The sequence below is a fragment of the Arthrobacter sp. Marseille-P9274 genome (genome assembly GCF_946892675.1).
Taxonomy (GTDB): domain Bacteria; phylum Actinomycetota; class Actinomycetes; order Actinomycetales; family Micrococcaceae; genus Crystallibacter.
On record NZ_CAMPOV010000001.1, the window covers coordinates 1726130 to 1749556 of the forward strand.

Below are 23427 nucleotides of genomic sequence, written 5' to 3' on the forward strand. Positions count from 1 at the left end.
TGCGGTTCCGCCTACCGGGCCGAACGGATCAACTTGTGCGCGGCCGCCTGCGCGACGGGCCGGATCACTATCTGGTCCAGGTTCACGTGGTGCGGCAGGTTCAGCGAATAGGCCACGACGTCGGCAATGTCCTCGGCGAGCAGAGGCTTCTCCACGCCCGCGTAGATGTCCTCCGCCGCCGCCCGGTCCCCGTCAAGGCGGTTCAGCGAGAATTCCTCAGTGTGGACCAGGCCCGGGGCGATCTCGATCACGCGCACGTTGTGCTCTGCCTCCTCCAGCCGCAGCGTGTTGGCCATCGAATGTTCGGCGAACTTGGCCGCGACATAGCCCCCGCCGCCCTCGTAGGCGACGAGTCCGGCGGTCGAGGTCAGCAGCAGGACCGACCCTTCGCCGTTTTCCCGCAGGGCCGGGAGGAAGGCCCGGATCATCCGCAGCGTGCCGAGCACGTTGACGTTGTACATTTTTTCCCAGTCGGCGAATTGGGCGTCGGCGATCGTGTCCACGCCGAAGGCCCCGCCGGCCACGTTGACCAGGGCATCGACCCCGCCGCCGGCCAGCACGTCCCGGGCCAGGCGTTCCACTGCGGCGGCATCGGTGATGTCCGCGGCCATAACGACGGCGCCGGTCTCCCTGGCCAGTTCGGCCAGCTTCTCCTCGCGGCGCGCCACGGCCACAACGTCCCAGCCGCTCTTGCGCAGGGCGCGCACCGAGGCCGCACCGATTCCCGAACTTGCTCCTGTTACTACTGCGCGCTTGGTCATGCCCCTAGCGTAGCGGCCCGGCAGGCTGCCCCGACGGTGCCACCGCGGCGCACAGCGCCATGCTCATCGCAGCACCCCGTGCGGTCGCACTCGGCGCCCAACCCGCGGGGCCGCGCCTATCACCGCACCCGGCGCGGCGGGTCAGCGCTGCTTGCCGCCGAGTTCTTCCAGGATCAGCTCGCGCAGCACGACGGCCTGGTTGTGCGTCTCGTCCTTGGCTCCGTACAGCAGGCAAAGCCTCGGCTGTTCCCGGGCGAGCTCCACCAGCCGTTCCAGCGCCTCCGTCCCCTCGAGCTCCCGGCGGTAGGCCGCCGCAAAGGCCTGGAACTTCTCCGGCCGGTGGCTGAACTCCTTACGCAATCCTGCGGAGGTGCCGGCTTCCTTCAGCCAGAGGTCCAGGCGGGCGTCGTCCTTCGTGATCCCGCGCGGCCAGATCCGGTCCACCAGGACCCGGTAGCCGTCATCGTCGCCGGCCGGTTCGTAGACCCGCTTGATCTGAACGTTCGCCATAGCCGCATGCTACGCGAGGCTGCCCGGGGCAGGTAGGTGCTGCACCGCCGTCGTACGAATCAAGATTCCCCGTCCGGCATGAAACAATGGCCAGCATGGCAGAACATTCCCCGGGCACAGACACGCCCGTTTCCGTAAACGTCCCCGACAAGCCGGCCCTCGAGGGCCTCGAGGCTGTCCTGTCCCGCCGCTGGCGCGAGGAAGGGACCTACGCGTTCAACCCGGACACGGTCCGCAGCGACGTCTACTCGATTGACACTCCCCCGCCGACGGCCTCGGGCTCGCTGCACGTGGGGCACATGTTCTCCTATACGCAGACCGACGTGCTCGCCCGGTACCAGCGCATGCGCGGCAAGAACGTCTTCTACCCGATGGGCTGGGACGACAACGGCCTGCCGACCGAGCGCCGCGTCCAGAACTTCTACGGCGTGCGCTGCGATCCGGCGATCCCCTACGACGCCGGCTACCAGCCTCCGGCCAAGCCGGCAAAGAACCAGCGGGATTTCGATGTGGTGTCCCGCCGCAACTTCATCGAGCTGTGCGAGCAGCTGGCCGTCGAGGACGAGAAGGTCTTCGAGAACCTGTTCAGCACGCTCGGCCTTTCGGTTGACTGGGATCTGACCTACCGGACCATCGACGACGTTTCCCGCGCCGTGTCGCAGCGGGCCTTCCTGGCCAACCTGACTGCCGGGGATGCCTACATGGCCGAAGCACCGACGCTTTGGGACGTGACCTACCGCACCGCGGTCGCGCAGGCGGAGCTCGAAGACCGCGAGATGCCCGGGGCCTACTACCGCTACGCCTTCAAGACCCACGACGGCGAGGCCGTCCACATCGAGACCACCCGCCCCGAGCTGCTGCCGGCCTGCGTGGCCCTGGTGGCGCATCCGGACGATGAGCGCTACCAGAAGCTCTTCGGCACCACTGTGACCTCCCCGCTCTTCGGCGTCGAGGTTGAAGTAAAGGCGCATCCGCTCGCCAAGCCGGACAAGGGCGCCGGCATCGCCATGGTCTGCACCTTCGGCGACCTGACGGACGTTACCTGGTGGCGCGAGCTGCAGCTGCCGACCCGGGCCATCGTGGGCCGTGACGGACGCATCGTCCCGGAGGCTCCGGAGTGGATCACGTCCGAGGAAGGCAAGGCGAACTACGCCGAGCTGGCGGGCAAGACGGTGTTCTCCGCCAAGGAAAAGGTCGTTGAACTGCTGCAGGCCGCCGGAGAACTGGACGGCGAACCGAAGAAGATGACCCACCCGGTCAACTTCTACGAAAAGGGCGACAAGCCCCTGGAGGTCGTGACCTCCCGCCAGTGGTACATCCGCAACGGCGGGCGGGATGCCGACCGCAGGGAACGGCTGATCGGACGCGGCCGGGACATCGATTTCCACCCGGCCTTCATGCGCTCCCGCTACGAGAACTGGATCGAGGGGCTCAACGGGGACTGGCTCGTTTCCCGCCAGCGGTTCTTCGGTGTGCCGATTCCGGTCTGGTACCCGCTGGATGATGCGGGCAATCCGGACTACGACAACCCGGTACTGCCCGCCGACGAAATGCTGCCCGTGGACCCGGCCGCGGAAGCGGCCCCCGGCTACCGCGAGGACCAGCGCGATGTCCCCGGAGGCTTCACGGGCGACGCCGACGTACTGGACACGTGGGCGACTTCGTCGCTGACCCCGCAGATCGTCGGCCGCTGGAGCCGCGACGAAGAGTTCTTCGGCAAGGTCTTCCCGTTCGACCTGCGGCCCCAGGGCCATGACATCATCCGGACCTGGCTCTTCTCGACCGTGGTCCGCGGCGATGCCCTGCAGTCCTGCGCCCCGTGGCGGCACGCGGCGATCTCCGGGTGGATCCTGGACCCGGACCGGAAGAAGATGTCCAAGTCCAAGGGCAACGTGGTGGTTCCCACGGATGTGCTGGAGCAGTTCGGCGCCGACGCGGTCCGCTACTGGGCGGCCTCGGCCCGGCTGGGCGCGGACACCGCCTACGAGATCGCGCAGATGAAGATCGGCCGGCGCCTCGCCATCAAGCTGCTGAATGCCTCAAAGTTCGTCCTGAACCTCGGCGCCACGGAAGCCTCGGTCATCACCGACGACGCAGGCACTGTGACCAACCCGCTGGACAAGTCGCTGCTGGGCCAGCTGGCCGACGTCATCGATCAGGCCACCGCGGCCTTCGATAACTACGACTACGCACGGGCGCTGCAAATCACCGAGTCGTTCTTCTGGTCCTTCACGGACGACTATGTGGAGCTGGTCAAGGACCGGGCCTACGGTGCCGCGGGCGAGGCGGAGCAGGGCTCGGTGCTGGCGACGCTGGCTACCACGCTCGACGCGTTGCTGCGCCTGTTCGCCCCCTTCCTCCCCTTCGCCACGGAAGAAGTGTGGAGCTGGTGGCGTGCCGGATCGGTGCACCGCGCGGAATGGCCGGCCACCGGCGCCCTGGCCTCGATTGCCGCCGCGGCGGACAAGGGCCTGCTCGGCACGGTAGGCCAGGCGCTCGGCGGGATCCGAAAGGCGAAGTCGGAGGCCAAGGTCAAGCAGCGGACTGAGGTCCTGAGCGCGGTCATCAGCGGGTCTGCCCTGCAGGTCGGCCAGCTCGAGGCGGGTCTGGGAGATCTCAAGGCGGCAGGCAATGCCCGCGAGCTCAAGATCGTCGAGGCCGACGGCGAGCTCGCGGTGACCGGTGTCGACCTGGCCCCGGCCGAGGCACCCGCCTAGGGACCGGGTTAAATAGGGGAAGCCCCATCAGCGTTTAGCCGTTGGTGGGGCTTCGACTCTATGACTCCTAGTGACGTTTGGAATCTCCCGAACTCCTTGGATTTTCAGGTCTTCCGAGTCCCGTCACGGACTGGCTGTTAACGGAACTTGGTCCGTATAACTAGTCTCTGAATCTTTGGTGTTCGTTCCCGCATCTTTTGGGGGATGCGTATAGATATTTATACTCGCATGCAAGCCGACACGCCAGAGGTTTGCCAACTTTTTCGAGATGTTTTTTTCCGACGTGCCGTCGAGCCTAGTTGAATTCGGGGCTGGTGGTCCGCGACCGCTTGATCTCGTAGAAGTACGGGAACTCTGCGAGGGCAACGGCGCCGTCGAAGATCCGGCCGGCGTCTTCGCCGCGGGGGATCCTGGTCAGCACCGGGCCGAAGAAGGCGGTGCCGTTGAATGAAACGACCGGCGTCCCAACCTCGTCGCCCACCAGCGAGATGCCCTCTTCGTGGCTGGCCCGCAGCTGCTCGTCGTACTCCGTCGACGTGGCGTAGTCGGCAAGATCGGCCGGCAGGCCCGCTTCTTCCAGAGCCGCCGCGATGACCGCCGACGTGTCCTTATTGCCTTCATTGTGGGTGCGGGTGCCCATCGCGTCGTAGAGCTTCTTGACGTACTCGTTGCCGTGCAGCTCGCGCGCCGCGATAATCACGCGGACGGGGCCCCAGGCCGACTTAAGGAACTCCTTGTAGTTGTCGGGAAGCTCGTCCCGTCCGTCATTCAGCACGGCCAGGCTCATCACGTGCCACTCGACCTTGATATCGCGTACCTGCTCGACCTCCAGGATCCAGCGGGACGTAATCCACGCAAACGGGCAGGCCGGGTCAAACCAGAAGTCAACGGTTGATACGTCAGTGCTTGCGGACATGGTGGAACTCCTCGGGTGCGGTGAGTGATTTTTGCTGCCTGTTGCCAGGCTAGGCGGACTTGTTCCTGCGTTTGGCAACCACGTCATGCGAAATCAAGGTGGGCGCTCCCTTGCTGGTCACCACGTCCGCGGTGATCACCACGGACGCAATGTCGTCGCGGCTGGGGAGGTCGAACATGACGGGAAGCAAGGCTTCTTCGATGATGGCGCGCAAGCCGCGGGCACCCGTTCCCCGTTCCAGGGCCAGGTCCGCCACGGCATCGAGGGCATCTGTTTCGAAGGAGAGCTCGACGCCGTCCAGATGGAACATCTTCTGGTACTGCTTAATCAGCGCGTTCTTCGGTTCCGTCAGGATCTGGATCAGTGCCTGGCGGTCCAGGTTGGAGACCGTCGTGATGACGGGAAGCCGGCCGATGAACTCGGGGATCAGCCCGAACTTCAGCAGGTCCTCCGGCATGACCTCGCCGTAGGAGTCTTTGTCCTTGCTGGCGTCGCTCAGCGGGGCACCGAACCCGATTCCCTTGCGGCCGGCCCGGGACCCGATGATCTCCTCCAGCCCCGCAAAAGCTCCGGCCACGATGAACAGGACATTCGTCGTGTCGATCTGGATGAACTCCTGGTGCGGATGTTTGCGCCCGCCCTGCGGCGGAACCGATGCAACGGTGCCTTCGAGGATCTTCAGCAGCGCCTGCTGGACACCCTCACCGGACACATCGCGGGTGATCGACGGGTTTTCGCTCTTGCGCGAGATCTTGTCGATCTCGTCGATGTAGATGATGCCCTGTTCGGCCTTCTTGACGTCGTAGTCGGCCGCCTGGATCAGCTTGAGCAGGATGTTCTCCACATCCTCGCCGACATAGCCGGCTTCCGTCAGTGCCGTCGCATCCGCGACGGCGAACGGAACGTTCAGGCGGCGGGCCAGGGTCTGGGCCAGGTAGGTCTTGCCGCAGCCCGTGGGTCCGATCAGCAGGATGTTGGACTTGGCTACCTCGACGTCTTCCAACGGGCTGGCGTCGGAGAGGTTCGCGGAGCCCTTCGGGGCGTGGCCGGACTGGATGCGCTTGTAGTGGTTGTAGACCGCGACAGCCAGGGCGCGCTTGGCCGGTTCCTGTCCGATGACGTATTCCTGCAGGAAATCGAAGATCTCCCGAGGCTTCGGAAGCTCGAACGAGCCGAGGTCCGCGACCTCCGACAGTTCTTCCTCAATGATCTCGTTGCAGAGCTCGATGCATTCGTCGCAGATGTAGACGCCGGGGCCGGCAATCAGTTTCCGGACTTGCTTCTGGCTTTTGCCGCAGAAAGAGCACTTGAGCAGATCAGCGCTCTCGCCAATGCGAGCCATATTCGGTCCCCTTTACCTGGTCCTACTGGAGATGGTCAACCCCCGGGACATCCTCGACGGATACCCGATTCGAGCGGTGGAGGCTGCTGACTAGCTTCCACTCTAAATCACTTCACTGACAGTTTCAGTAACCCGATGGCCCGCGGGGCGATGTTACGCACCGCGGGCCATCCGGCTGCCTGCACACAAGAGCTAAGCTTTGTTGATCGCCGGCTTGTTGATCTTGCGGGAATCGAGCACCTGGTCGATCAGGCCGTAGGACAGAGCGTCTTCGGCCGTCAGGATCTTGTCCCGCTCAATGTCCTGGTTGATCTCGGCGGAGGTCTTTCCGCTGTGCAGTGCCAGCGTGTCCTCCAGCCAGGTGCGCATACGCATGACCTCGGCAGCCTGGATTTCCAGGTCGGAAGCCTGGCCCCGTTCGCCGCCGCCCAGCGCCGGCTGATGGATCAGCACGCGGGCGTTGGGCAGTGCCAGCCGCTTGCCGGGGGTGCCGGCCGCGAGCAGCACCGCTGCTGCGCTGGCCGCCTGGCCGAGGCAGACCGTCTGGATTTCCGGACGGATGTACTGCATCGTGTCGTAGATTGCGGTCATCGCCGTGAAGGAGCCGCCCGGCGAATTGATGTAGAGGGTGATGTCCCTGTCCGGGTCCGTCGACTCGAGCACCAGCAGCTGGGCCATGATGTCGTCGGCCGAGGCATCGTCCACCTGGACGCCCAGGAAGATGATGCGGTCCTCGAACAGCTTGGTGTACGGATCCTGGCGCTTGAAGCCGTAGGGCGTCCGCTCCTCGAACTGGGGCAGTACGTAGCGGCTGGTGGGAAGGTTGCCGGCGTAGCCGCCGGCTGCGGCTGCGAAGTTGGGGGTCATGTTCATGCTCCTGCTTGTGAAGGTCTGGAAGGAAGTCGGCAGCCAGCCGCCGTCACGAATCCTGGGACGTCCCGCCGCCGCCGGTCACTCCGCCGGCGTGGGCCGAGATGTGGTCGAAGAAGCCGTACTCCAGGCCTTCCTCGGCCGTGAACCACTTGTCGCGGTCATTGTCCTTGAGGATCTGGTCGACCGACTGCCCGGTCTGCTCTGCCGTCAGTTCAGCCATCACGCGCTTCATGTGGAGGATCAGCTCGGCCTGGATCTTGATGTCCGACGCCGTTCCCCCGATGCCGCCGGAAGGCTGGTGCATCAGGATGCGGGCATGCGGCGTGGCGTAGCGCTTGCCCTTCGTGCCGGACGAGAGCAGGAACTGTCCCATGGACGCGGCCAGGCCCGTGGCCACCGTGACGACGTCGTTCGGAATGAACTGCATCGTGTCGTAGATCGCCATGCCCGCCGTGACGGAACCGCCCGGAGAGTTGATGTACAGGTAGATGTCCTTCTCGGGGTTTTCCGCCGAGAGCAGGAGCAGCTGGGAGCAGATGGCGTTGGCGTTTTCGTCGCGCACCTCGGAGCCCAGCCAGATGATGCGCTCTTTGAGCAGCCGGTTATAGATGTAGTCTTCGCGGCTGGCCGGATCGACGGTAGCCATCATCGGAGTGGCGGATTCATTCGACATGCTGAAATACCTCTCGCTTCTTCCCCGGGCAGTTACCGTTGTCCGGCGGCCCTCGGGGCGTTTACTTACTTGGACAGTAACGTGTTCGGCTGCCCGATTCCTCCCTGACGCCGCACTGTTCGCTGACGGCGCATCAGGCCCGTCACAGCGCGGCAGACCGCTTTCGCTTCCAGCAGGATAACGACGCCGGAGCCCGTCTCCGGGGCGTTAAAGCGGCGGACCGCCGGTCCCTCTCGGGAGTCCGGCGGTCCGCCTGTTCGGCCGTGGGCCGCTACTTCTTTTCTTCCTCGGAGGCGGAAACTTCCTCCGCGGACTCTTCGACACCCTCGGCACCGGCGGCCTGGTCGGCCTCGGCCTCGGCTGCCTGGATCATTTCTTCGACGTTGCTCTCGTCCTCGCCGCCGGCGGGGCGGACGAAGTCCGACAGGTCGACCTCTGCACCGTTGGTGTCGGTGACCTTCGCCAGTTCCAGCACCTTGGCCAGCGCCTTGCGGCGGCGGACCTCGGAGACCATCATCGGAACCTGGCCGCTCTGGTCGATCAACTGGGCGAACTGGTTCGGGTCCATGCCGTACTGGCTGGCGGAGGACACGATGTAGTCGATCAGCTCGGCCTGGCTGACGCCGACCTCTTCCTTGTCGGCCACGGCATCGAGGATGATTTCGTTGCGGAAGGCGCGCTCGGTGTTCTCGCGGACCTCGGCACGGTGCTCTTCGGTGTCATGGTCTTCACCGTGGCTGTTCTCCGGGCGGAAGTGCTGTTCCATCTGCTCGTCGATCACGGAATCCGGAACCGGAACCTCGATGAGCTCGACCAGCTTGTCCAGGACCTTGTCGCGGGCCTCGACGCCCTGCTCCATGACCTTGCTGTCGGCGGCCTGCTTGGCGAGGTCTTCCTTCAGCTCGGCGATGGTGTCGAATTCGCTGGCAAGCTGCGCAAAGTCGTCGTTGGCCTCGGGAAGCTCGCGCTCCTTGACGGCCTTCAGGACAACCTTGACCTCGGCCTCTGCACCGGCGTGCTCGCCGCCGGCCAGCTTGGTCATGAACGTGGCGTCCTCGCCCGTGCTCAGGCCGGTGACGGCCTCGTCCAGCCCGTCCAGCATGGTGCCGGCTCCGACCTGGTAGGAGAGATCCGCAGCCGAGTCGACCTCTTCGCCGTCGACCTTGGCGCTGAGGTCCATCGTGATGAAGTCATCGGCAGCCGCAGGGCGCTCAACGGTCTTCAGGGTGCCGAACCGGCCGCGCAGGTCATCCATCGCCTTCTCGACGTCCGCGTCCGACGCTTCGGCGGCTTCGACGGTGACCTCGAGGCCGGAGTACTCCGGCAGCTCGATTTCGGGGCGGATGTCGACCTCGACGTGGAAGGCCAGCTGGCCCTCGGAGGCGGCGGGATCCGGAACCTCGGTGATTTCCACCTCGGGGCGGCTCAGCGGGCGGAGTCCGCTTTCCTGCACGGCATCCTGGTAGAAGCCGTTCAGGCCGTCGTTGATGGCCGTTTCGATGACGTAGCCGCGGCCGACGCGCTGGTCGATCAGGCGGGCAGGGACCTTCCCCTTGCGGAAGCCAGGAACCTGGATCTGGGAGGCAATTGTCTTGTAGGCCTCATCGATGCTGGGCTTGAGTTCCTCAAAGGGAACCTCAACATTGAGTTTGACCCGGGTCGGGGTGAGGTTTTCGACAGCGCTCTTCACAGCGTTAGAACTCCTGTTGCTATTGGATGGGATCTGCACCACACATACAGAGTCGGGGCGACAGGACTCGAACCTGCGATCTCCTGCTCCCAAAGCAGGCGCGCTAGCCACTACGCTACGCCCCGTAGTGCACAGGCAAGTCTACGGCCAAAGCCGTGCCCGTGCACAATTCCATGCGGCCAAAAGCCGCGTACACAAAAACGGCGGGCCCTTGCGGACCCGCCTTTTCGCGCAGAGGGGATGACGGGAATCGAACCCGCGTAATCAGTTTGGAAGACTGAGGCTCTACCATTGAGCTACATCCCCAGGACGTTGAAAACTCTAGCACGACGTCCCGCCTGGTTCACAAATCAGCTGCGGCTGTCAGCCCTGGCAGCTGGCAGCCCGGACACCAGTAGAGCTTCCGTCCGCCCATGTCCTCGAGCCGCACCGCGGCGCCGCAGACCCGGCAGGCAAGCCCCTGCCGCTGGTAGACGTAGTGGGCGTCCTCCGGCGATGCGGGGCCCACGGGGTCGGCCCGGTGGGCCGGCCTGGTCGTCACGATGCGGCCGTCCCGCACGCCGTCCCCCAGGAGCACCACGAGGTCCCGCCACAGGTCGAGCGCCTGCCCTTCGGAGAGGGACTTCCCCGCCGCCCAAGGGCTGATGCCCTGCCGGAACAGGCTCTCGGCCCGGTAGATATTGCCGACACCGGCGACCACCGTCTGGTCCATCAGCAGGATGCCGGCCGCGCTCCCCTTCGCCGTGAGCCGCCGGACGAACTGCTGCGGGTCGGAGTCCGGGTGCAGCGGGTCCGGTCCCAGCTTCTTAACGACGGCGTCCCGCTCGGCTTCGGTGATGACCTCGCACGCGGTGGGGCCCCGCAGGTCGGCCCAGCCGTGGTCCGACACCAGCCTCGCCCTGACCTGGCCCACAGGCGCGGGCGGACCCTCGTACACGGCCGGAGCGCCGCCGTCGTACGTTTCCCGCTCTCCCACGCGGCGCGGCGCACCGATACTCGAGGCACCGCGGAAAGTGCTGTCCCCGCCGAAATCCCAGGCCCCGTAGAGGCCGAGATGCACTCGCAGGATGAGGGCGTTGGAGAACTGCAGGAACAGCTGCTTGCCGTGCGCCCGTGCCGCCTCCAGCTTATGCCCGTCGATCAGCGCCGCACCGGCGGCGAAGCGGCCCTGAGGACTGCTCACGGCGAGGGTCCGGCCCGCGAAGACGGAATCGAACTGCGCGGCGAGCCGGTGGATGGAGTGGCCTTCAGGCATGTCGGGCTGCGCCTCTAGTCGAGGACCTCGCCGGTCTCTTCGTAATGTGCGATCTTGCCGATGCGGCGCACATGGCGGTCCGCATTGCTGAACGGCTCCGCGAGGAAAGCCTCGATGATGGCCGTGGCCTCTTCTACGCTGTGCTGCCGGCCGCCGACGGCCACGACGTTCGCGTCATTGTGTTCGCGCGCCAGCTTGGCCGTTTCCAGGTTCCAGGCCAGGGCGGCGCGGATGCCCTTGACCTTGTTCGCCGCGATCTGCTCGCCGTTGCCCGAGCCGCCCAGCACGATGCCGAGGGCCTCGGCCCCCGCGGACTGGTCCGCCACGACGGCGAGCGCGGCGTTGATGCAGAACGAGGGGTAGTCGTCCTCGGCGTCGTATTCCTTGGGACCGTGGTCGATGACCTCATAGCCCTTCCCGCCCAGGTGCTCGATCAGGTGGTGGCTCAGTTCCAGGCCGGCATGGTCGGTGGCTATGTGGACGCGCATGGAGATCCTTCGTCGGTCAGGGGGAGAATTCGGCTTCAAGCCTACTAGGTCACCCCTCCGTCGGGCCGACCCCGGGCCCGCCCGCGGCGGGGACACATTCCATCATCTGGTGGCCTCCGGAGCGGAAAGTGAGAGAATGGCCCTATTATTCAAGGGTTCTTTCACGTATCGGCGTGAACAACCCTGTCCCGTCCCAGTCCGACTTTGGAGGCCCCACCGTGCCAGGTTTGAATCTCACCCGTGACGAGGCCCGCGAGCGTGCGGGCCTGCTGGACGTCGAATCCTACGACGTCACCTTGGACCTCACCCGGGGCGCCAAGGTGTTCGGATCGACTACGGTCGTGCGGTTCTCCGCCTCAGCCGGCGCTTCCAGCTTCATCGATGCCGTGACCGACACGGTGCACAAGGTGAGGCTCAACGGCGTCGACCTTGATCCTGCCGAGGTCTCCGACGGCGTGCGCATCCAGCTGCCCCGGCTCGCCGAGTCCAACGAACTGGTGATCGAGGCCGATGCGCTGTATATGAACACCGGCGAGGGGCTGCACCGCTTCGTGGACCCGGTGGACAACGAGGTCTACCTGTACTCCCAGTTCGAGGTGCCGGACTCGCGGCGCATGTTCGCCGTGTTCGAGCAGCCGGACCTGAAGGCGGCCTTCCGGTTCACCGTGACCGCCCCGTCGCACTGGGATGTCGTCTCGAACTCCCCCACGCCGGCCTCCGTGCCCGCCGGCACTGCCCCGGACGGGATCGAGCGGTCAACCTGGTCGTTCGAACCGACCCCGCCCATCTCTTCCTACGTCACCGCGCTCATCGCCGGCCCGTACCAGTCCGTGCGCAGCGAACTCACGAGCTCGGACGGCCGGACGATCCCGCTCGGCGTCTTCGCGCGCAAGTCCCTCATGCAGTACATGGACGCGGAGAACATCTTCGAGCTCACCCGGCAGGGCTTCGAGTTCTTCGAGAAGCAGTTCGGCAGGCCCTACCCGTTCACCAAATACGACCAGCTGTTCGTGCCGGAGTTCAACGCGGGCGCCATGGAGAACGCCGGGGCGGTCACCTTCCTGGAGAACTATGTCTTCCGCTCCCGGCCGACGGACGCCATGGTGGAGCGCCGGGCCATCACGATCCTGCACGAGCTTGCGCACATGTGGTTCGGCGACCTCGTCACCATGCGCTGGTGGAACGACCTGTGGCTGAACGAGTCCTTCGCCGAGTTCATGTCCACGCTCTGCGCCGCCGAGGCCACCGAGTGGAAGCAGGCCTGGACCACCTTCGCCTCGATGGAGAAGTCGTGGGCCTACCGCCAGGACCAGCTGCCCTCCACCCATCCGATCGTCGCCGAAATCAAGGACCTGGAGGACGTCCAGGTCAACTTCGACGGCATCACCTACGCCAAGGGCGCCTCCGTGCTGCGCCAGCTGGTGGCGTGGGTGGGCCAGGAGGAGTTTATGGCCGGCGTGCGCGAATACTTCCACAAGCATGCCTGGACCAACACGGAGCTGGCGGACCTGCTCACCGAGCTCGAGGCCTCCAGCGGGCGCGATCTGAAGGAATGGTCGGCCAAGTGGCTGGAGACGGCCGGGGTCAACACGCTCCGCCCGGAGATTGAAACGGACGACGGCGGCACCATCACCTCGTTCGCGATCCTCCAGTCCGCGGTCCCGGACTTCCCCACCATCCGCCCGCACCGCCTTGCCGTCGGTTTCTACACCTCCGACACGGAGGGCAAGCTGGTGCGCACCCACCGCGAGGAGCTCGACGTCGACGGCGAGCGGACCAAGGTCCCGGCGCTGGAGGGGCTGCCCCGGCCCGACCTGGTGCTGCTCAACGACGACGACCTCGCCTACGCCAAAATCAGGCTGGACGAGAAGTCGCTGGCCACATCCACCGCGAGGTTGAAGGACATCAGCCAGTCCCTGCCCCGGACCCTGGTGATGGCCTCGGCGTGGGATGCGACCCGCGACGGCGAGAGCCCGGCCCGGGAGTACGTCGAGCTGGTGCTGAACAACATCGCGCACGAGACGGACTCCTCCGTGGTGATGGTGCTGCTGCGCCAGCTCGCCACCACTCTGGCCTTCTACGTCAACCCGGACCACCGCGACGAGCTGACCGGCCGCACGGCGCAGCGGCTCTGGGAACTGAGCGACGGCGCCGAGGCCGGTTCCGACAACCAGCTCCAGTTCGTCAAGGCCTTCGCCGCCCACGCCCGCTCGTCCGCCCACCTGGAGACCGTCGCCGCCCTGCTTTCGGGCGAGCGCACGCTTCCGGGGCTGACCGTGGATGCGGACCTGCGCTGGGAACTGCTCACGTCGCTCGTCGCCGGCGGCGAATTCGGCCAGGCCGAGATCGACGCCGAACTGGCCCGCGACTCCACGGCAACCGGAGCCCGCGCCGCTGCCCTCGCGAAGGCCGCCATTCCCACGGCGAGCGCCAAGGCGGAGGCCTGGAATGCCGTCGTCGTGAAAACGGACCTGCCCAACGCGACGCAGCAGTCCATCATCGCCGGCTTCAACCGCGTCCATGACCGGACGCTGCTCGAGCCGTACGCGGCCGCTTACTTCGCCGCGGTCAAGGACGTGTGGAACACCCGGACGCACGAGATCGCCCAGCAGATCGCCGTCGGCCTTTACCCCTCCCTCCTGACGAGTGAGGAGACTATCGGGCTGACCGATGAGTTCCTCGGCCAGCTTGGCTCCGAATCGCCGTCGTTGCGCCGCCTGGTCCTGGAGAACAGGGACGGCATCGTCCGCGCCCTGCGCGCGCAGGCCGCGGACCGCTAGCCCCCCGGGGGCCGGCAACATGCCTGCCGCGGATGAGCCGCGGCAGGCATGTTCTGTCTAGACTGGCCCATTGTGAAACCCCTTCAATTTCGGCACGATTTGCCGTGTGTGCGGTCATGTCCGGATGAACCGAAGGGACTTAATCAGTGACCTGGCTTGATGCGCTGCTTCCCGCACTGGCCCTCCTGGCGGCCTTCTATCTGCCTGGATTCCTGGTCCTCCGGGGGCTGCGGCTTGCAACGTACCAATCCCTCGCCCTCGCGCCTGCCGCGTCGGCTGCCGTCGCGGCGCTGGGGACCATGGCCTGCCTCTTCACCGGCATCCGCTGGACGCCGGCCAGCGCGGCGGCGGCCGCCCTCGTCTCGGTCGCCGCGGCCTTCCTCGTGGGCCGGTTGGTCCGACCTCCTGCTCCGGAGCAGGAGAATCCCCTGCCGCGACCGGTCAAGGTGCTGGCCGGCTGCACCCTGGCTGCCGCCGCCGTCATCATCGCCTCCACCATGATGGCCGGGATGGGTGCGCCCGGCTTGGTGTCGCAGGGTTGGGATCCCACCTACCATGTCAACGTCCTCGAATGGATCAAGGAGAACGGGCAGGCCAGTCCCTGGAGCGTGCTCCCGATCTTCGGCGGCGGAACGCCGTCGTTCTACCCGACGGGATGGCATGCCCTGGTGTCGCTGGCTCCGGGGGATGTCGTCGTCGCGGGCAACGTCGCCTGCATCATCATCGCCGCCGTCATTTGGCCGGTCTCGCTGGCATACCTCGGCAAGGCGCTGTTCCCGATGCTTCCGGCCGTCATGGTGCTCTCCCCGCTGGTCGGCTCGGCACTGCTCGCCTTCCCGTACCTGCAGATCGGAACGAAGGGCCAATGGCCGGCCGCCTTCGCGACAGCGCTCGTGCCCGCGGTCCTGGCCCTCGGCATCCAGATGCAGTTCCGCGCTCCCCAGGCCGGGAGGCGGCGCCGAATCGTGATCGAGTTGCTGGCGCTGCTGCTGGTGACAGCCGGGACCATTTGGATCCATCCCTCGGCCCTGTTTGCGCTGCTCGTGCTGGCCGGCGTTTATATGCTCCGATTCGTCGTCCTGGCCATCTGGCGCGAATGGCAGCGCGACCGGCGCAGCGGCCTGGGCTGGGCCGCTGTTACGGTCCTCCTTCTCGTCGGGATGTCCCTGTTCCTGGCGCGTTCGAACGTGCTCGAGGGCGTCATCAACTACCCGCGCAATCCGTATGCGCCATGGCAGGAGGCAGTCCTTTGGGCCGTCTTCGACCTGCCGAACCAGCCGGACCATCGGTTCTCTGTACCGGGCTCCTATAACTACCCGATCGCGGTCCTCATGGTGGCCGGCACCATCATCGCCCTGTGGAGCAAACGGGCCAGGCCTGCGGTCGCCGGCATGGCCTTCGCCGGCATCATCTTCGTGCTGGCCGCCGGGGACGAGAAGCCGTTCCGCTGGCTGGCGGGATTCTGGTACAAGGAACCGGCCAGGATCCTGCCGCTCGTGCTGATGCTGGGAGCGGTGTTTGCCGCCCTCGCCCTGGCGGTGGCCGGAAGGTTCCTGGTCAAGCCTGTTGCGGCCCTTAACAGCACGCCGGGCCGCCAGCACCTGGCGGCCGGGCTCGTGGGAGTCGCCGTCCTCGCCGTGATTTATCCAGCCACCGGAGACTTCCGCTACCTGCAGCGCTACAACGCCAGCGAAGCCCCCTACTCCGTGGAACCTCGTCCGCAGGGCCGATCCCTGTCCGCCGGCGAAGAGGACTTCATGCGGTCGCTCAGGGACGATCTGCCGGCCGATGCCGTCGTCATCGGCGACCCGTTCAACGGCCTCCCCTACCTGTACGCGCTGACCGGACGGCACGTCGTCTTCCCGCAGATGGTGGCCAACAAGGGAACCAAGGACGAGGAATACCTGCGGCACCACTTCCAGGACATCCTGACCGATCCCCAGGTCTGCGACGCACTGGAGCGGATCGGGGCGGAGTACGTGTACGCGGACAGCGCCGCCCCCGCACATCGGAAGATCGAGGGCCGCCAGTGGACCGGATTCCGCCAGGTCGACTACACGCAGGGGTTCCAGCTTCTCGATGCCAGCGGAACCGCAGCACTGTACCGCATCACGGCCTGCCGCTGATCGCCGCGGGCTGGTTGAATGGAGGCATGGACCTCAGCAATCATCGCTACCACGTGTCCCTTCAATGGACCGGCAACCGGGGCACCGGCACGTCGAGCTACCGCGGCTACGGCAGGGACCACATCGTCCGGGCGGCCGGCCTGCCGGACCTTCCCGGGACGGCCGACCCGGTATTCCACGGCGACAAGGACCGCTGGAACCCTGAACAGCTGCTGCTGACCGCGCTGATGCAATGCCACATGCTGTCCTACCTCCACGTTGCCGTGAACCACGGGCTCCTGGTTACCGAATACACGGACGACGCCGAGGCGATCCTGCATGTGAACCGCGACGGCAGCGGGGAAATGACGTCCGCCACGCTCCGCCCGACCGTGACTATCAGCGATCCGGACCAAAGCGAGTTGGCGCGGCGGTTGCATGCGGACGCCAACAAGCTCTGCTTCATAGCCCGCTCGGTCAACTTCCCCGTCCACCATCAGCCCAGCGTCCGTACAGCACAGGGAACCCGCTGACCGGGAGGCCTACCGGTTGCGGGGTCCGGGAATTCGCGGACCCCGCAACCGGTTGGAAGAATGGAAGCACGCACCCCGACCGCGCTAGGAGCACGATGACCGAACAGCAGCACGGCGTTGAACCCACCCCTGTTCCCTCCGGGACGACCTCCCCTGCCGCACCGGGGCAGATCGGGCTCGGCCGGCCGCTCGCCACGCTCACTCCGACACCGGCCGCTGCCAAGGCCTTCACGCAGCCTGAATACACGGACAACTTTTATGACGCCGTCGGCGGCCACGAAACGTTCGTGAAGCTCGTGGACGTCTTCTACGAAGGCATCGCCGAGGACGAGGTCCTGCGGCCGATGTATCCGGAGGAAGACCTCGGTCCCGCCGCAGAGCGGATGCGAATGTTCCTCGAGCAGTACTGGGGCGGCCCGGGTACCTACAGCCAGCTGCGCGGCCACCCCCGGCTGCGCATGCGGCACAACCCGTTCAAGGTGGATTTCGAGGCGCGCGACCGCTGGCTGCACCACATGCGCAAAGCCGTGGATTCGCTCGAGCTGCCGCCGCTGTACGAGCAGACGCTCTGGGACTACTTCGAACGCGCCGCCCACTCCATGGTCAACAGCGCCTAGCCAGGCCGAACCCGACCCGCCCGTCCTGGCCAACCCCTGCGGGACGGAGCCGTCAGTCCGGGATCAGCCTCCTGCGCCGGCTCAGTCCTGCAGCGACACCGCCCGGCGCGCCAGAACGTGCCCCCGTGATGTGCTGAGCCGCAGCCAGCGTCCGTTACCGAACAGCATGGCGGGTTCCGGGCCCAGGAAGCCGAGCGAGAACGCAGCGAATGCAGCCCCGGCGGGAATGCCGCCCGCGATCCCTGTCCCCGTCGGCAGTTCGAGATCCCGGCCCCAGACCGCGTTCCGGGCCGTGTTGACCATCAGTTGTCCAGGGTTCGCCGGCACCGTCCGGGACACCTCGGCAATCCCCGCCGTCGCCGCGTCGCCGAGGATATCCGCCGCGACCGATCCAGCCGGTTCCCAGCCCGAACGCGGCGGCAGCACGCCGGTCCACGACTCGCGGACCTCCATCGGCGGCACGGGCAGCACCACTTCACTGCCGTCCATCCGCGCCAGCCGGTCCGCCACCGCCGCGAGCGACACCGTAGCCTCGGCATCCGCCGGCACCCCGAGGCCCATGGTGCGCAGGCCCAGGATGGTGGGTGTCGCCTCCCCCAGCGTCGACGGCTTCATGATGCACACGTAGGCCGCCAGCACCTGGCCCCACGCTTGCAGATGGACCGCGCCATCATTGATGCGACGTGCCCGGCTGGTGAACGTGCGGAAATCGGCGGCAACCTGCGGGTCCGCCATGGTAAGGCTTGCGGTCCGGACCACGCCGTCACGCACCTGCGGACTGCCGCAAACGACGCCGGAAGGCTACTTCGGCGCCCCTGTACTGTTCCAGCGACTGCCGGTACGCCTCCGGCAGGGCCACCGGGCGGCCGGTCTCGCGGCTGGCGAGGATCATGGTCGTGGCCGCGACCGCGTAGACCGTCGACTCGTCTTGCTCGGCCACCGTGTAGCCCAGCTCGAAGCTGGAACGTCCGATATCGGTCACCCGGACGCCGACGTGTATGGGCTCCGGACGGTACAGCAGCGGCGCCAGGTACTCGATCTCCTGCCGGCCCACCAGCGTGTAGTTGCCGGCCCCGGCCAGATCCCGCAATGATGCGCTTCCGGCCGCATTGCCCTCAGCGCCCGACGGGAGGCTGCCGCCTGTCCCGGAGTCCTCGCCGTCGTACCCGGCCGCGCCCGCCGGAGGCAGATTGTGCAACTGCACCCGCGCGGTCTCCAGCAGGCTCAGGAACGTCACGTTGTTCACGTGCCCGTAGGAATCGATGTCACTGAAGCGAAGCTGGATGGGGAACCGTGTTTCGTGGGCCATGGTCCCATCTTCTCAGGTTCGCTTTCCGCGGCGCGAACCGCGGCGGTCGGTTGAGCAGTGCCCGGGGAGTAACTAGGCTCGAAGCCAGCCCGTTACTACCGCGGGGTAACACCGCAAGGAGACTTGATGACTGCTTCTGAGCAACGCACCAATCCAGTAGCAGGACTGCTGAAGCTGTTGGACCTGTCCGAGGCGGAAGGCGCCCGCACCGACGAGGAGATCTTCGTCGGCATCTCCGAACCGCAGCCCCATGGGCGCGTCTTTGGCGGCCAAGTCCTGGCGCAGTCGATTCTTGCCGCCGTCCGCACCGTCAGCGCTGACCGGGAAATCCACTCCATGCACGGTTACTTCCTCCGGCCGGGCGACGCGAACGAGCCGATCACGTTCGGCGTGCAGCGGCTGCGGGACGGACGCTCCTTCTCCGCGCGGAGGACGCATGCCTACCAGAACGGCGTGCCGATCCTGTCCATGATCGCCTCCTTCCAGACACCCGCGCCCGGGCTCGACCACCAGGAGCCGTTCCCCGAAGGCGTTCCCGATCCGGAGTCGCTCCCGAGCACCGCGGACCTGCTGGGCGAGTTCGACCACCCCATCGCGCAGCAATGGGCCTTCCAGCGGCCATTCGACATCCGTCATGTCCAAAGCCCGCTGTACATCAGCGCCAAAGGGGAACACACACCCACGAATTCGGTCTGGATGAAGGCCAAGGGGCCGCTGCCGGACAATCCTGACCTGCACCGGGCTGCCCTCGCCTACGCGAGCGACTACACGTTGCTCGAGCCGATCCTCCGGGCGCACGGCATCGCGTGGATCAGCCCCGGGATGAAGTTCGCCAGCCTGGACCATGCGATGTGGTGGCACCGGCCGTTCCGGACCGACGAATGGCTGCTGTACGTGCAGAACTCGCCCAGTGCCTCCGGCGCCCGCGGGCTCGGGGTGGGCCGCGTCTTCAGCCGATCGGGAGAACTGGTCGCGACGGTAGCGCAGGAGGGCATGATGCGCGTCCCCACGGACGCGCTGGATGCCTGACTCCCCCGCCGAAGCCAACGCCTGGCTCACTGCCGGGAGGAATTAACGGGTGAGGGGCCGGCTTAACGAAGGAGGGGACAGCCGGCGCTGTCCAGCGCCGGCTGTCCCCTCCTTCTTCAGCGAACCTGGCGGTCCGTCAGTCGCGGGTCAGTTTCCGGTGGGTCACCCGGTGCGGCTTGGCGGCGTCGGCTCCAAGCCGGTCGATCTTGTTCTGTTCGTAGGACTCGAAGTTGCCCTCGAACCAGTACCAGCTGGCCGGCTCCTCTTCGGTGCCTTCGTAGGCGAGGATGTGGGTGGCCACCCGGTCAAGGAACCAGCGGTCGTGGGAGATCACCACGGCGCAGCCGGCGAATTCCAGCAGCGCGTTTTCGAGGCTGGAGAGCGTTTCGACGTCGAGGTCGTTGGTAGGCTCATCGAGCAGCAGCAGATTGCCGCCCTGCTTCAGGGTCAGCGCCAGGTTCAAGCGGTTCCGCTCACCGCCGGAGAGCACGCCCGCCTTCTTCTGCTGGTCCGGGCCCTTGAACCCGAAGGCCGAGACGTAGGCGCGCGAGGGCATTTCAACCTGGCCGACCTGGATGTGGTCGAGGCCGTCGGAAACGACCTCCCACAGGGTCTTGTTCGGGTCGATGCCGCCGCGGCTCTGGTCCACGTACGAGATCTTGACCGAGTCGCCGATCCGCAGCTCGCCGCCGTCGAGTTCCTCGAGGCCGACGATCGTCTTGAACAGCGTCGTCTTACCCACACCGTTGGGCCCGATAACACCGACGATGCCGTTGCGCGGCAGGGAGAAAGACAGCCCGTCGATCAGCTGGCGGTCGTCGAAGCCCTTCTGCAGGTTCTTTCCCTCGACAACCAGCGAGCCCAGGCGCGGTCCCGGTGGAATCTGGATCTCTTCGAAATCCAGCTTCCGGGTCCGGTCCGCCTCGGCGGCCATTTCCTCATACCGGGCCAGGCGGGCCTTCGACTTGGTCTGGCGGCCCTTGGCGTTGGAACGGACCCACTCCAGTTCCTCGGAGAGACGCTTGGCCATCTTGGCGTCCTTCTTGCCCTGGACTTCCAGTCGGGCGCGCTTCTTCTCCAGGTACGTGGAGTAGTTGCCTTCATAGGGGTACAGATGGCCGCGGTCCACTTCAGCGATCCATTCCGCAACGTGGTCCAGGAAGTACCGGTCGTGGGTGACCGCGAGGACTGCACCGGCGTAGGACTTCAGGTGCTGCTCCAGCCAGAGGACGCTTTCGGCGTCAAGGTGGTTGGTGGGCTCGTCGAGCAGGAGCAGGTCCGGCTTCTGGAGCAGGAGCTTGCACAGCGCCACGCGGCGCCGCTCACCACCGGAGAGCACGGTGACGTCAGCATCCGGCGGCGGGCAGCGCAAGGCGTCCATGGCCTGCTCCAGCTGGGAATCAAGGTCCCAGGCGTCGGCAGCGTCGATGGCTTCCTGCAGCTTGCCCATCTCTTCCAGCAGGGCATCGTAATCCGCATCCGGCGCGGCCATCTCTTCCGAGATCTGGTTGAACCGCTGGATCTTGGCGTAGATTTCGCCGACGCCTTCCTGGACGTTGCCCAGTACGGTCTTCTCTTCGTTCAGCGGCGGTTCCTGGAGCAGGATCCCGACGCTGTAGCCCGGGCTCAGCCGCGCTTCGCCGTTGGACGGCGTGTCGAGTCCGGCCATGATTTTCAGGATCGTGGACTTGCCCGCGCCGTTCGGGCCCACGACGCCGATCTTGGCGCCCGGGAAAAAGGACATACTCACGTCATCGAGGATGACCTTGTCACCAACGGCCTTGCGGGCCTTGGTCATTGTGTAAATGAATTCCGCCATGCCCACAAGGCTAGTGGGTGCGCCGCCAGAACACATATTCGCGGCCGTCGGCATGATGGCGGGCGCTGCTGCTAGGCGGCGCCTCCGACGAAGCACTTGCCGCTGTCGAGGACCGGCAGAACCGAGATTGCCACCTTGCCGTCCCGTACCTGGCCCACGATGCAGTCGCCGTCGACCGGGGCGGCAGCTTCGATGGCGTCGACCGCCAGGCCGGTAGGGGTGATATCGGCGGACACCTCCACCGCGGACTTCTTGAACCCGGCCTTGGTAAGGGCGGCAACCATCTGCTCCCTGGTGGGCTTGGGTGTTGCGCCCGCCAGGTCTTCGAGCTCGGCACGGACTTTGCGTTCGGACACCTTCACAGCGGACTCCGCTTCGGCTGTATCCGTGCCCGCGTCCTGCCCCGATTCCGACGTTGGGGCAGGACCCGGCCCGGGGTCGCCGGACGCCGCCGGTCCAGGCAACTCCGAGCCGGTCGAACAGGCAGCAAGAGCGAGGCAGACTGCCGCCGCACCCGCTAGACGGCCAAGACGAACGGATGCTGGGAGAGATCGCTGATGGGTCACGCCGCCATTGTTTCATGCCAAGTAGATGCGTTAACCGGCGGCCCGCATGGGGCTCTCAGCCTCCTCCGTGATGTACTCGTCGTCCTGCGGCTCCTCCTCCGGCGGCTCCCCCGCACCCAGGTCCCAGGAGTGGGCAGCGGAGGCGTGCGCCTCTTGGGGCGACTGCCCGTCCCCGGCGAAGACCGGCCGGGCAGCAGTATCGCCGTCGCCCTGGGCACCGGAACCGCGGGCAACGTTGCGCGCATATTTTGCCGTTCCCCACTTGAGGTCGTGGCCGATCGACTCCGCATCGATTTCCGGTGACGTGACCTGATGGCCATCCTCCCTGACCCACTGGCGTAGCCTCAGTTTGCCGGTGACGATCACCCGGTCGCCTTTCTTCAGGCTGTGGGCAATGTTCTGCGCCAGGTAGCGGTAAGCCTCCACGCGGTACCAGTTGGTCGATTTGTCCACCCATTGGTCCTTCTCCAAACGGCGCTCCGAGGACGCCAGCCTGAAGTTGGCGGTCTGTGTCCCGCCGTTGGTCAGTCCTGCTTCCACTTCTGTTCCGACAACACCGCGGACCGTAATGTACTCGGTCATCGTCCAGCCCTCTTCCGTTCCTGCCGGCCCTGTTGCCGGCAAGATCAGTCTGTTCGCGGCGACGCCGGCAGACCATGCTGCCCCCAGCGTCTGTGGACTATTCGCACATCGCCCGCCCTGTGGAGGAAGAGCCGTGCCGCTTTCGGGATCGCGGCAGGATCGGGATAAACTTGCTGACTGGCGGAGCTTCGCCAAGCCTCGGTAGCTCAGCGGATAGAGCAGGAGCCTTCTAATCTCTTGGTCGCAGGTTCGATTCCTGTCCGGGGCGCTTGTGATCATGATCCGCGCAGTTGACGGTTCCACCCACGTCGGCGGGATAATCGTCGCGTGGGCGTCTACTTCGAGTGCGTGACCCGGACGACGGTCGAAAGGTCCGTACTCTTCGACTTGTCGCGCAGCATTGACGCGCACGCCGCCTCCCTTGCCCGGTCCAGGGAACGGGCTGTGGCCGGAGTGACGACCGGACTTATCTCGCTGGACCAGCAGGTCACCTGGCGGGCGTGGCATCTTGGGCTGCCGATCAGGATGACGAGCCGGATTACGCACATGTCGGCGCCGGACCTGTTTGTTGTCTAGCAGGTCCGCGGACCTTTCCGCAGCTTCCGTCACGCGTATGAATTCGAGGAGGACGGCGGGCAGACTGTGATGACCGAAAGGGTCGAGTTCGCAGCGCCGTTCGGCGTGCTGGGCCGCGCGGTGGAGCGGCTGGTGCTAGCCAGGTATATGTCCGGGCTGGTACGCATCCGGAACGAGTACCTTCTCGGCGACGCGCTCGTCTCCTTCGATGGGTAGCAAAACCATCCGTGCCATGACGGCAGTTCCAGCGCGCGGAAAACCGCAGCGCCGGTGCCGAGTGTGGCAT

Annotated in this window: 22 protein-coding genes and 3 tRNA genes; 9 read left to right on the forward strand and 16 right to left on the reverse strand. The window is 66.1% G+C overall.

Going from position 1 to position 23427, the window contains the following annotated elements:
* Positions 1-11: 11 nt before the first annotated feature.
* The gene (locus OC550_RS07855) at positions 12-761 is read right to left on the reverse strand and encodes an SDR family oxidoreductase (RefSeq protein ID WP_262104915.1); all 750 of its coding nucleotides are present in this window, start codon (positions 759-761) and stop codon (positions 12-14) included.
* A gap of 141 nt (positions 762-902) precedes the next feature.
* Positions 903-1271, reverse strand: a complete 369-nt coding sequence (locus tag OC550_RS07860; RefSeq protein ID WP_262104917.1) for a DUF488 domain-containing protein — start codon at positions 1269-1271, stop codon at positions 903-905.
* A 95-nt stretch (positions 1272-1366) separates the two neighbouring features.
* Between OC550_RS07860 and valS the strand changes: the two genes are divergently transcribed.
* Positions 1367-3988, forward strand: a complete 2622-nt coding sequence (gene valS, locus OC550_RS07865; protein ID WP_262104919.1) for a valine--tRNA ligase — start codon at positions 1367-1369, stop codon at positions 3986-3988.
* A 295-nt stretch (positions 3989-4283) separates the two neighbouring features.
* Here valS and OC550_RS07870 read toward each other — a convergent pair whose 3' ends face one another.
* From OC550_RS07870 to OC550_RS07910, 9 genes are all read right to left on the reverse strand, one after another.
* The gene (locus OC550_RS07870; RefSeq protein WP_262104922.1) at positions 4284-4904 is read right to left on the reverse strand and encodes a DsbA family protein; all 621 of its coding nucleotides are present in this window, start codon (positions 4902-4904) and stop codon (positions 4284-4286) included.
* Between the two features lie 49 nt (positions 4905-4953).
* Entirely contained in the window at positions 4954-6246 is a 1293-nt protein-coding gene (clpX, locus tag OC550_RS07875; protein WP_262104923.1) for an ATP-dependent Clp protease ATP-binding subunit ClpX, read from the reverse strand.
* A gap of 192 nt (positions 6247-6438) precedes the next feature.
* Positions 6439-7113 (reverse strand): ATP-dependent Clp protease proteolytic subunit, encoded by a 675-nt coding sequence (locus tag OC550_RS07880; protein WP_262104925.1) that lies wholly within the window; start codon positions 7111-7113, stop codon positions 6439-6441.
* A 52-nt stretch (positions 7114-7165) separates the two neighbouring features.
* On the reverse strand, positions 7166-7765 hold the full coding sequence (locus OC550_RS07885) for an ATP-dependent Clp protease proteolytic subunit (protein ID WP_262106287.1): 600 nt from the start codon (positions 7763-7765) through the stop codon (positions 7166-7168).
* A gap of 298 nt (positions 7766-8063) precedes the next feature.
* Entirely contained in the window at positions 8064-9482 is a 1419-nt protein-coding gene (tig, locus tag OC550_RS07890; RefSeq protein ID WP_262104927.1) for a trigger factor, read from the reverse strand.
* 52 nt (positions 9483-9534) lie between these two features.
* Positions 9535-9607 (reverse strand) — tRNA-Pro (locus OC550_RS07895).
* A gap of 110 nt (positions 9608-9717) precedes the next feature.
* Positions 9718-9788: transfer RNA gene (locus OC550_RS07900), tRNA-Gly, on the reverse strand.
* 37 nt (positions 9789-9825) lie between these two features.
* Positions 9826-10737 carry an Fpg/Nei family DNA glycosylase gene (locus OC550_RS07905; RefSeq protein WP_262104929.1) on the reverse strand — a complete coding sequence of 304 codons (912 nt, stop codon included), beginning with the start codon at positions 10735-10737 and terminating at the stop codon, positions 9826-9828.
* Between the two features lie 14 nt (positions 10738-10751).
* Entirely contained in the window at positions 10752-11225 is a 474-nt protein-coding gene (locus OC550_RS07910; protein ID WP_262104931.1) for a ribose-5-phosphate isomerase, read from the reverse strand.
* Positions 11226-11452: 227 nt separating this feature from the next.
* Between OC550_RS07910 and pepN the strand changes: the two genes are divergently transcribed.
* The 4 genes from pepN (at position 11453) to OC550_RS07930 (ending at position 17260) form a co-directional block, all read left to right on the forward strand.
* Entirely contained in the window at positions 11453-14005 is a 2553-nt protein-coding gene (gene pepN / locus OC550_RS07915) for an aminopeptidase N (protein WP_262106288.1), read from the forward strand.
* Positions 14006-14151: 146 nt separating this feature from the next.
* Positions 14152-16131 carry a DUF6541 family protein gene (locus tag OC550_RS07920; protein WP_262104932.1) on the forward strand — a complete coding sequence of 660 codons (1980 nt, stop codon included), beginning with the start codon at positions 14152-14154 and terminating at the stop codon, positions 16129-16131.
* Between the two features lie 26 nt (positions 16132-16157).
* Positions 16158-16643, forward strand: a complete 486-nt coding sequence (locus tag OC550_RS07925; RefSeq protein ID WP_262104934.1) for an OsmC family protein — start codon at positions 16158-16160, stop codon at positions 16641-16643.
* A 170-nt stretch (positions 16644-16813) separates the two neighbouring features.
* Positions 16814-17260: a globin gene (locus tag OC550_RS07930; protein ID WP_262106289.1), complete on the forward strand. Its 447-nt coding sequence runs from the start codon at positions 16814-16816 to the stop codon at positions 17258-17260.
* A gap of 81 nt (positions 17261-17341) precedes the next feature.
* Here OC550_RS07930 and OC550_RS07935 read toward each other — a convergent pair whose 3' ends face one another.
* Positions 17342-17995, reverse strand: coding sequence for a hypothetical protein (locus OC550_RS07935; protein WP_262104936.1), 654 nt, complete (start codon positions 17993-17995; stop codon positions 17342-17344).
* A 28-nt stretch (positions 17996-18023) separates the two neighbouring features.
* Positions 18024-18569 (reverse strand): thioesterase family protein, encoded by a 546-nt coding sequence (locus OC550_RS07940; protein ID WP_262104938.1) that lies wholly within the window; start codon positions 18567-18569, stop codon positions 18024-18026.
* 126 nt (positions 18570-18695) lie between these two features.
* On the opposite strand from OC550_RS07940, the gene OC550_RS07945 reads away from it, so the two are divergent.
* Positions 18696-19598: an acyl-CoA thioesterase II gene (locus OC550_RS07945; protein ID WP_262104940.1), complete on the forward strand. Its 903-nt coding sequence runs from the start codon at positions 18696-18698 to the stop codon at positions 19596-19598.
* 136 nt (positions 19599-19734) lie between these two features.
* On the opposite strand, the gene ettA is transcribed toward OC550_RS07945, so the two are convergent.
* From ettA to OC550_RS07960, 3 genes are all read right to left on the reverse strand, one after another.
* Positions 19735-21417 (reverse strand): energy-dependent translational throttle protein EttA, encoded by a 1683-nt coding sequence (gene ettA, locus OC550_RS07950; RefSeq protein WP_262104942.1) that lies wholly within the window; start codon positions 21415-21417, stop codon positions 19735-19737.
* Between the two features lie 71 nt (positions 21418-21488).
* Positions 21489-21773: a hypothetical protein gene (locus OC550_RS07955; RefSeq protein ID WP_262104944.1), complete on the reverse strand. Its 285-nt coding sequence runs from the start codon at positions 21771-21773 to the stop codon at positions 21489-21491.
* Positions 21774-22013: 240 nt separating this feature from the next.
* Positions 22014-22565 carry a single-stranded DNA-binding protein gene (locus OC550_RS07960; RefSeq protein ID WP_262104946.1) on the reverse strand — a complete coding sequence of 184 codons (552 nt, stop codon included), beginning with the start codon at positions 22563-22565 and terminating at the stop codon, positions 22014-22016.
* A 195-nt stretch (positions 22566-22760) separates the two neighbouring features.
* Between OC550_RS07960 and OC550_RS07965 the strand changes: the two genes are divergently transcribed.
* The 3 genes from OC550_RS07965 to OC550_RS22295 all read left to right on the forward strand — a co-directional run bounded on the left by OC550_RS07965 (position 22761) and on the right by OC550_RS22295 (position 23357).
* A tRNA-Arg gene (locus OC550_RS07965) sits at positions 22761-22833 on the forward strand.
* A 59-nt stretch (positions 22834-22892) separates the two neighbouring features.
* Complete coding sequence (locus OC550_RS22290; protein WP_306556913.1) at positions 22893-23141, forward strand: hypothetical protein; 249 nt, start codon at positions 22893-22895, stop codon at positions 23139-23141.
* 69 nt (positions 23142-23210) lie between these two features.
* Positions 23211-23357, forward strand: coding sequence for a hypothetical protein (locus tag OC550_RS22295; RefSeq protein ID WP_306556914.1), 147 nt, complete (start codon positions 23211-23213; stop codon positions 23355-23357).
* The last annotated feature ends 70 nt before the right edge of the window (positions 23358-23427 follow it).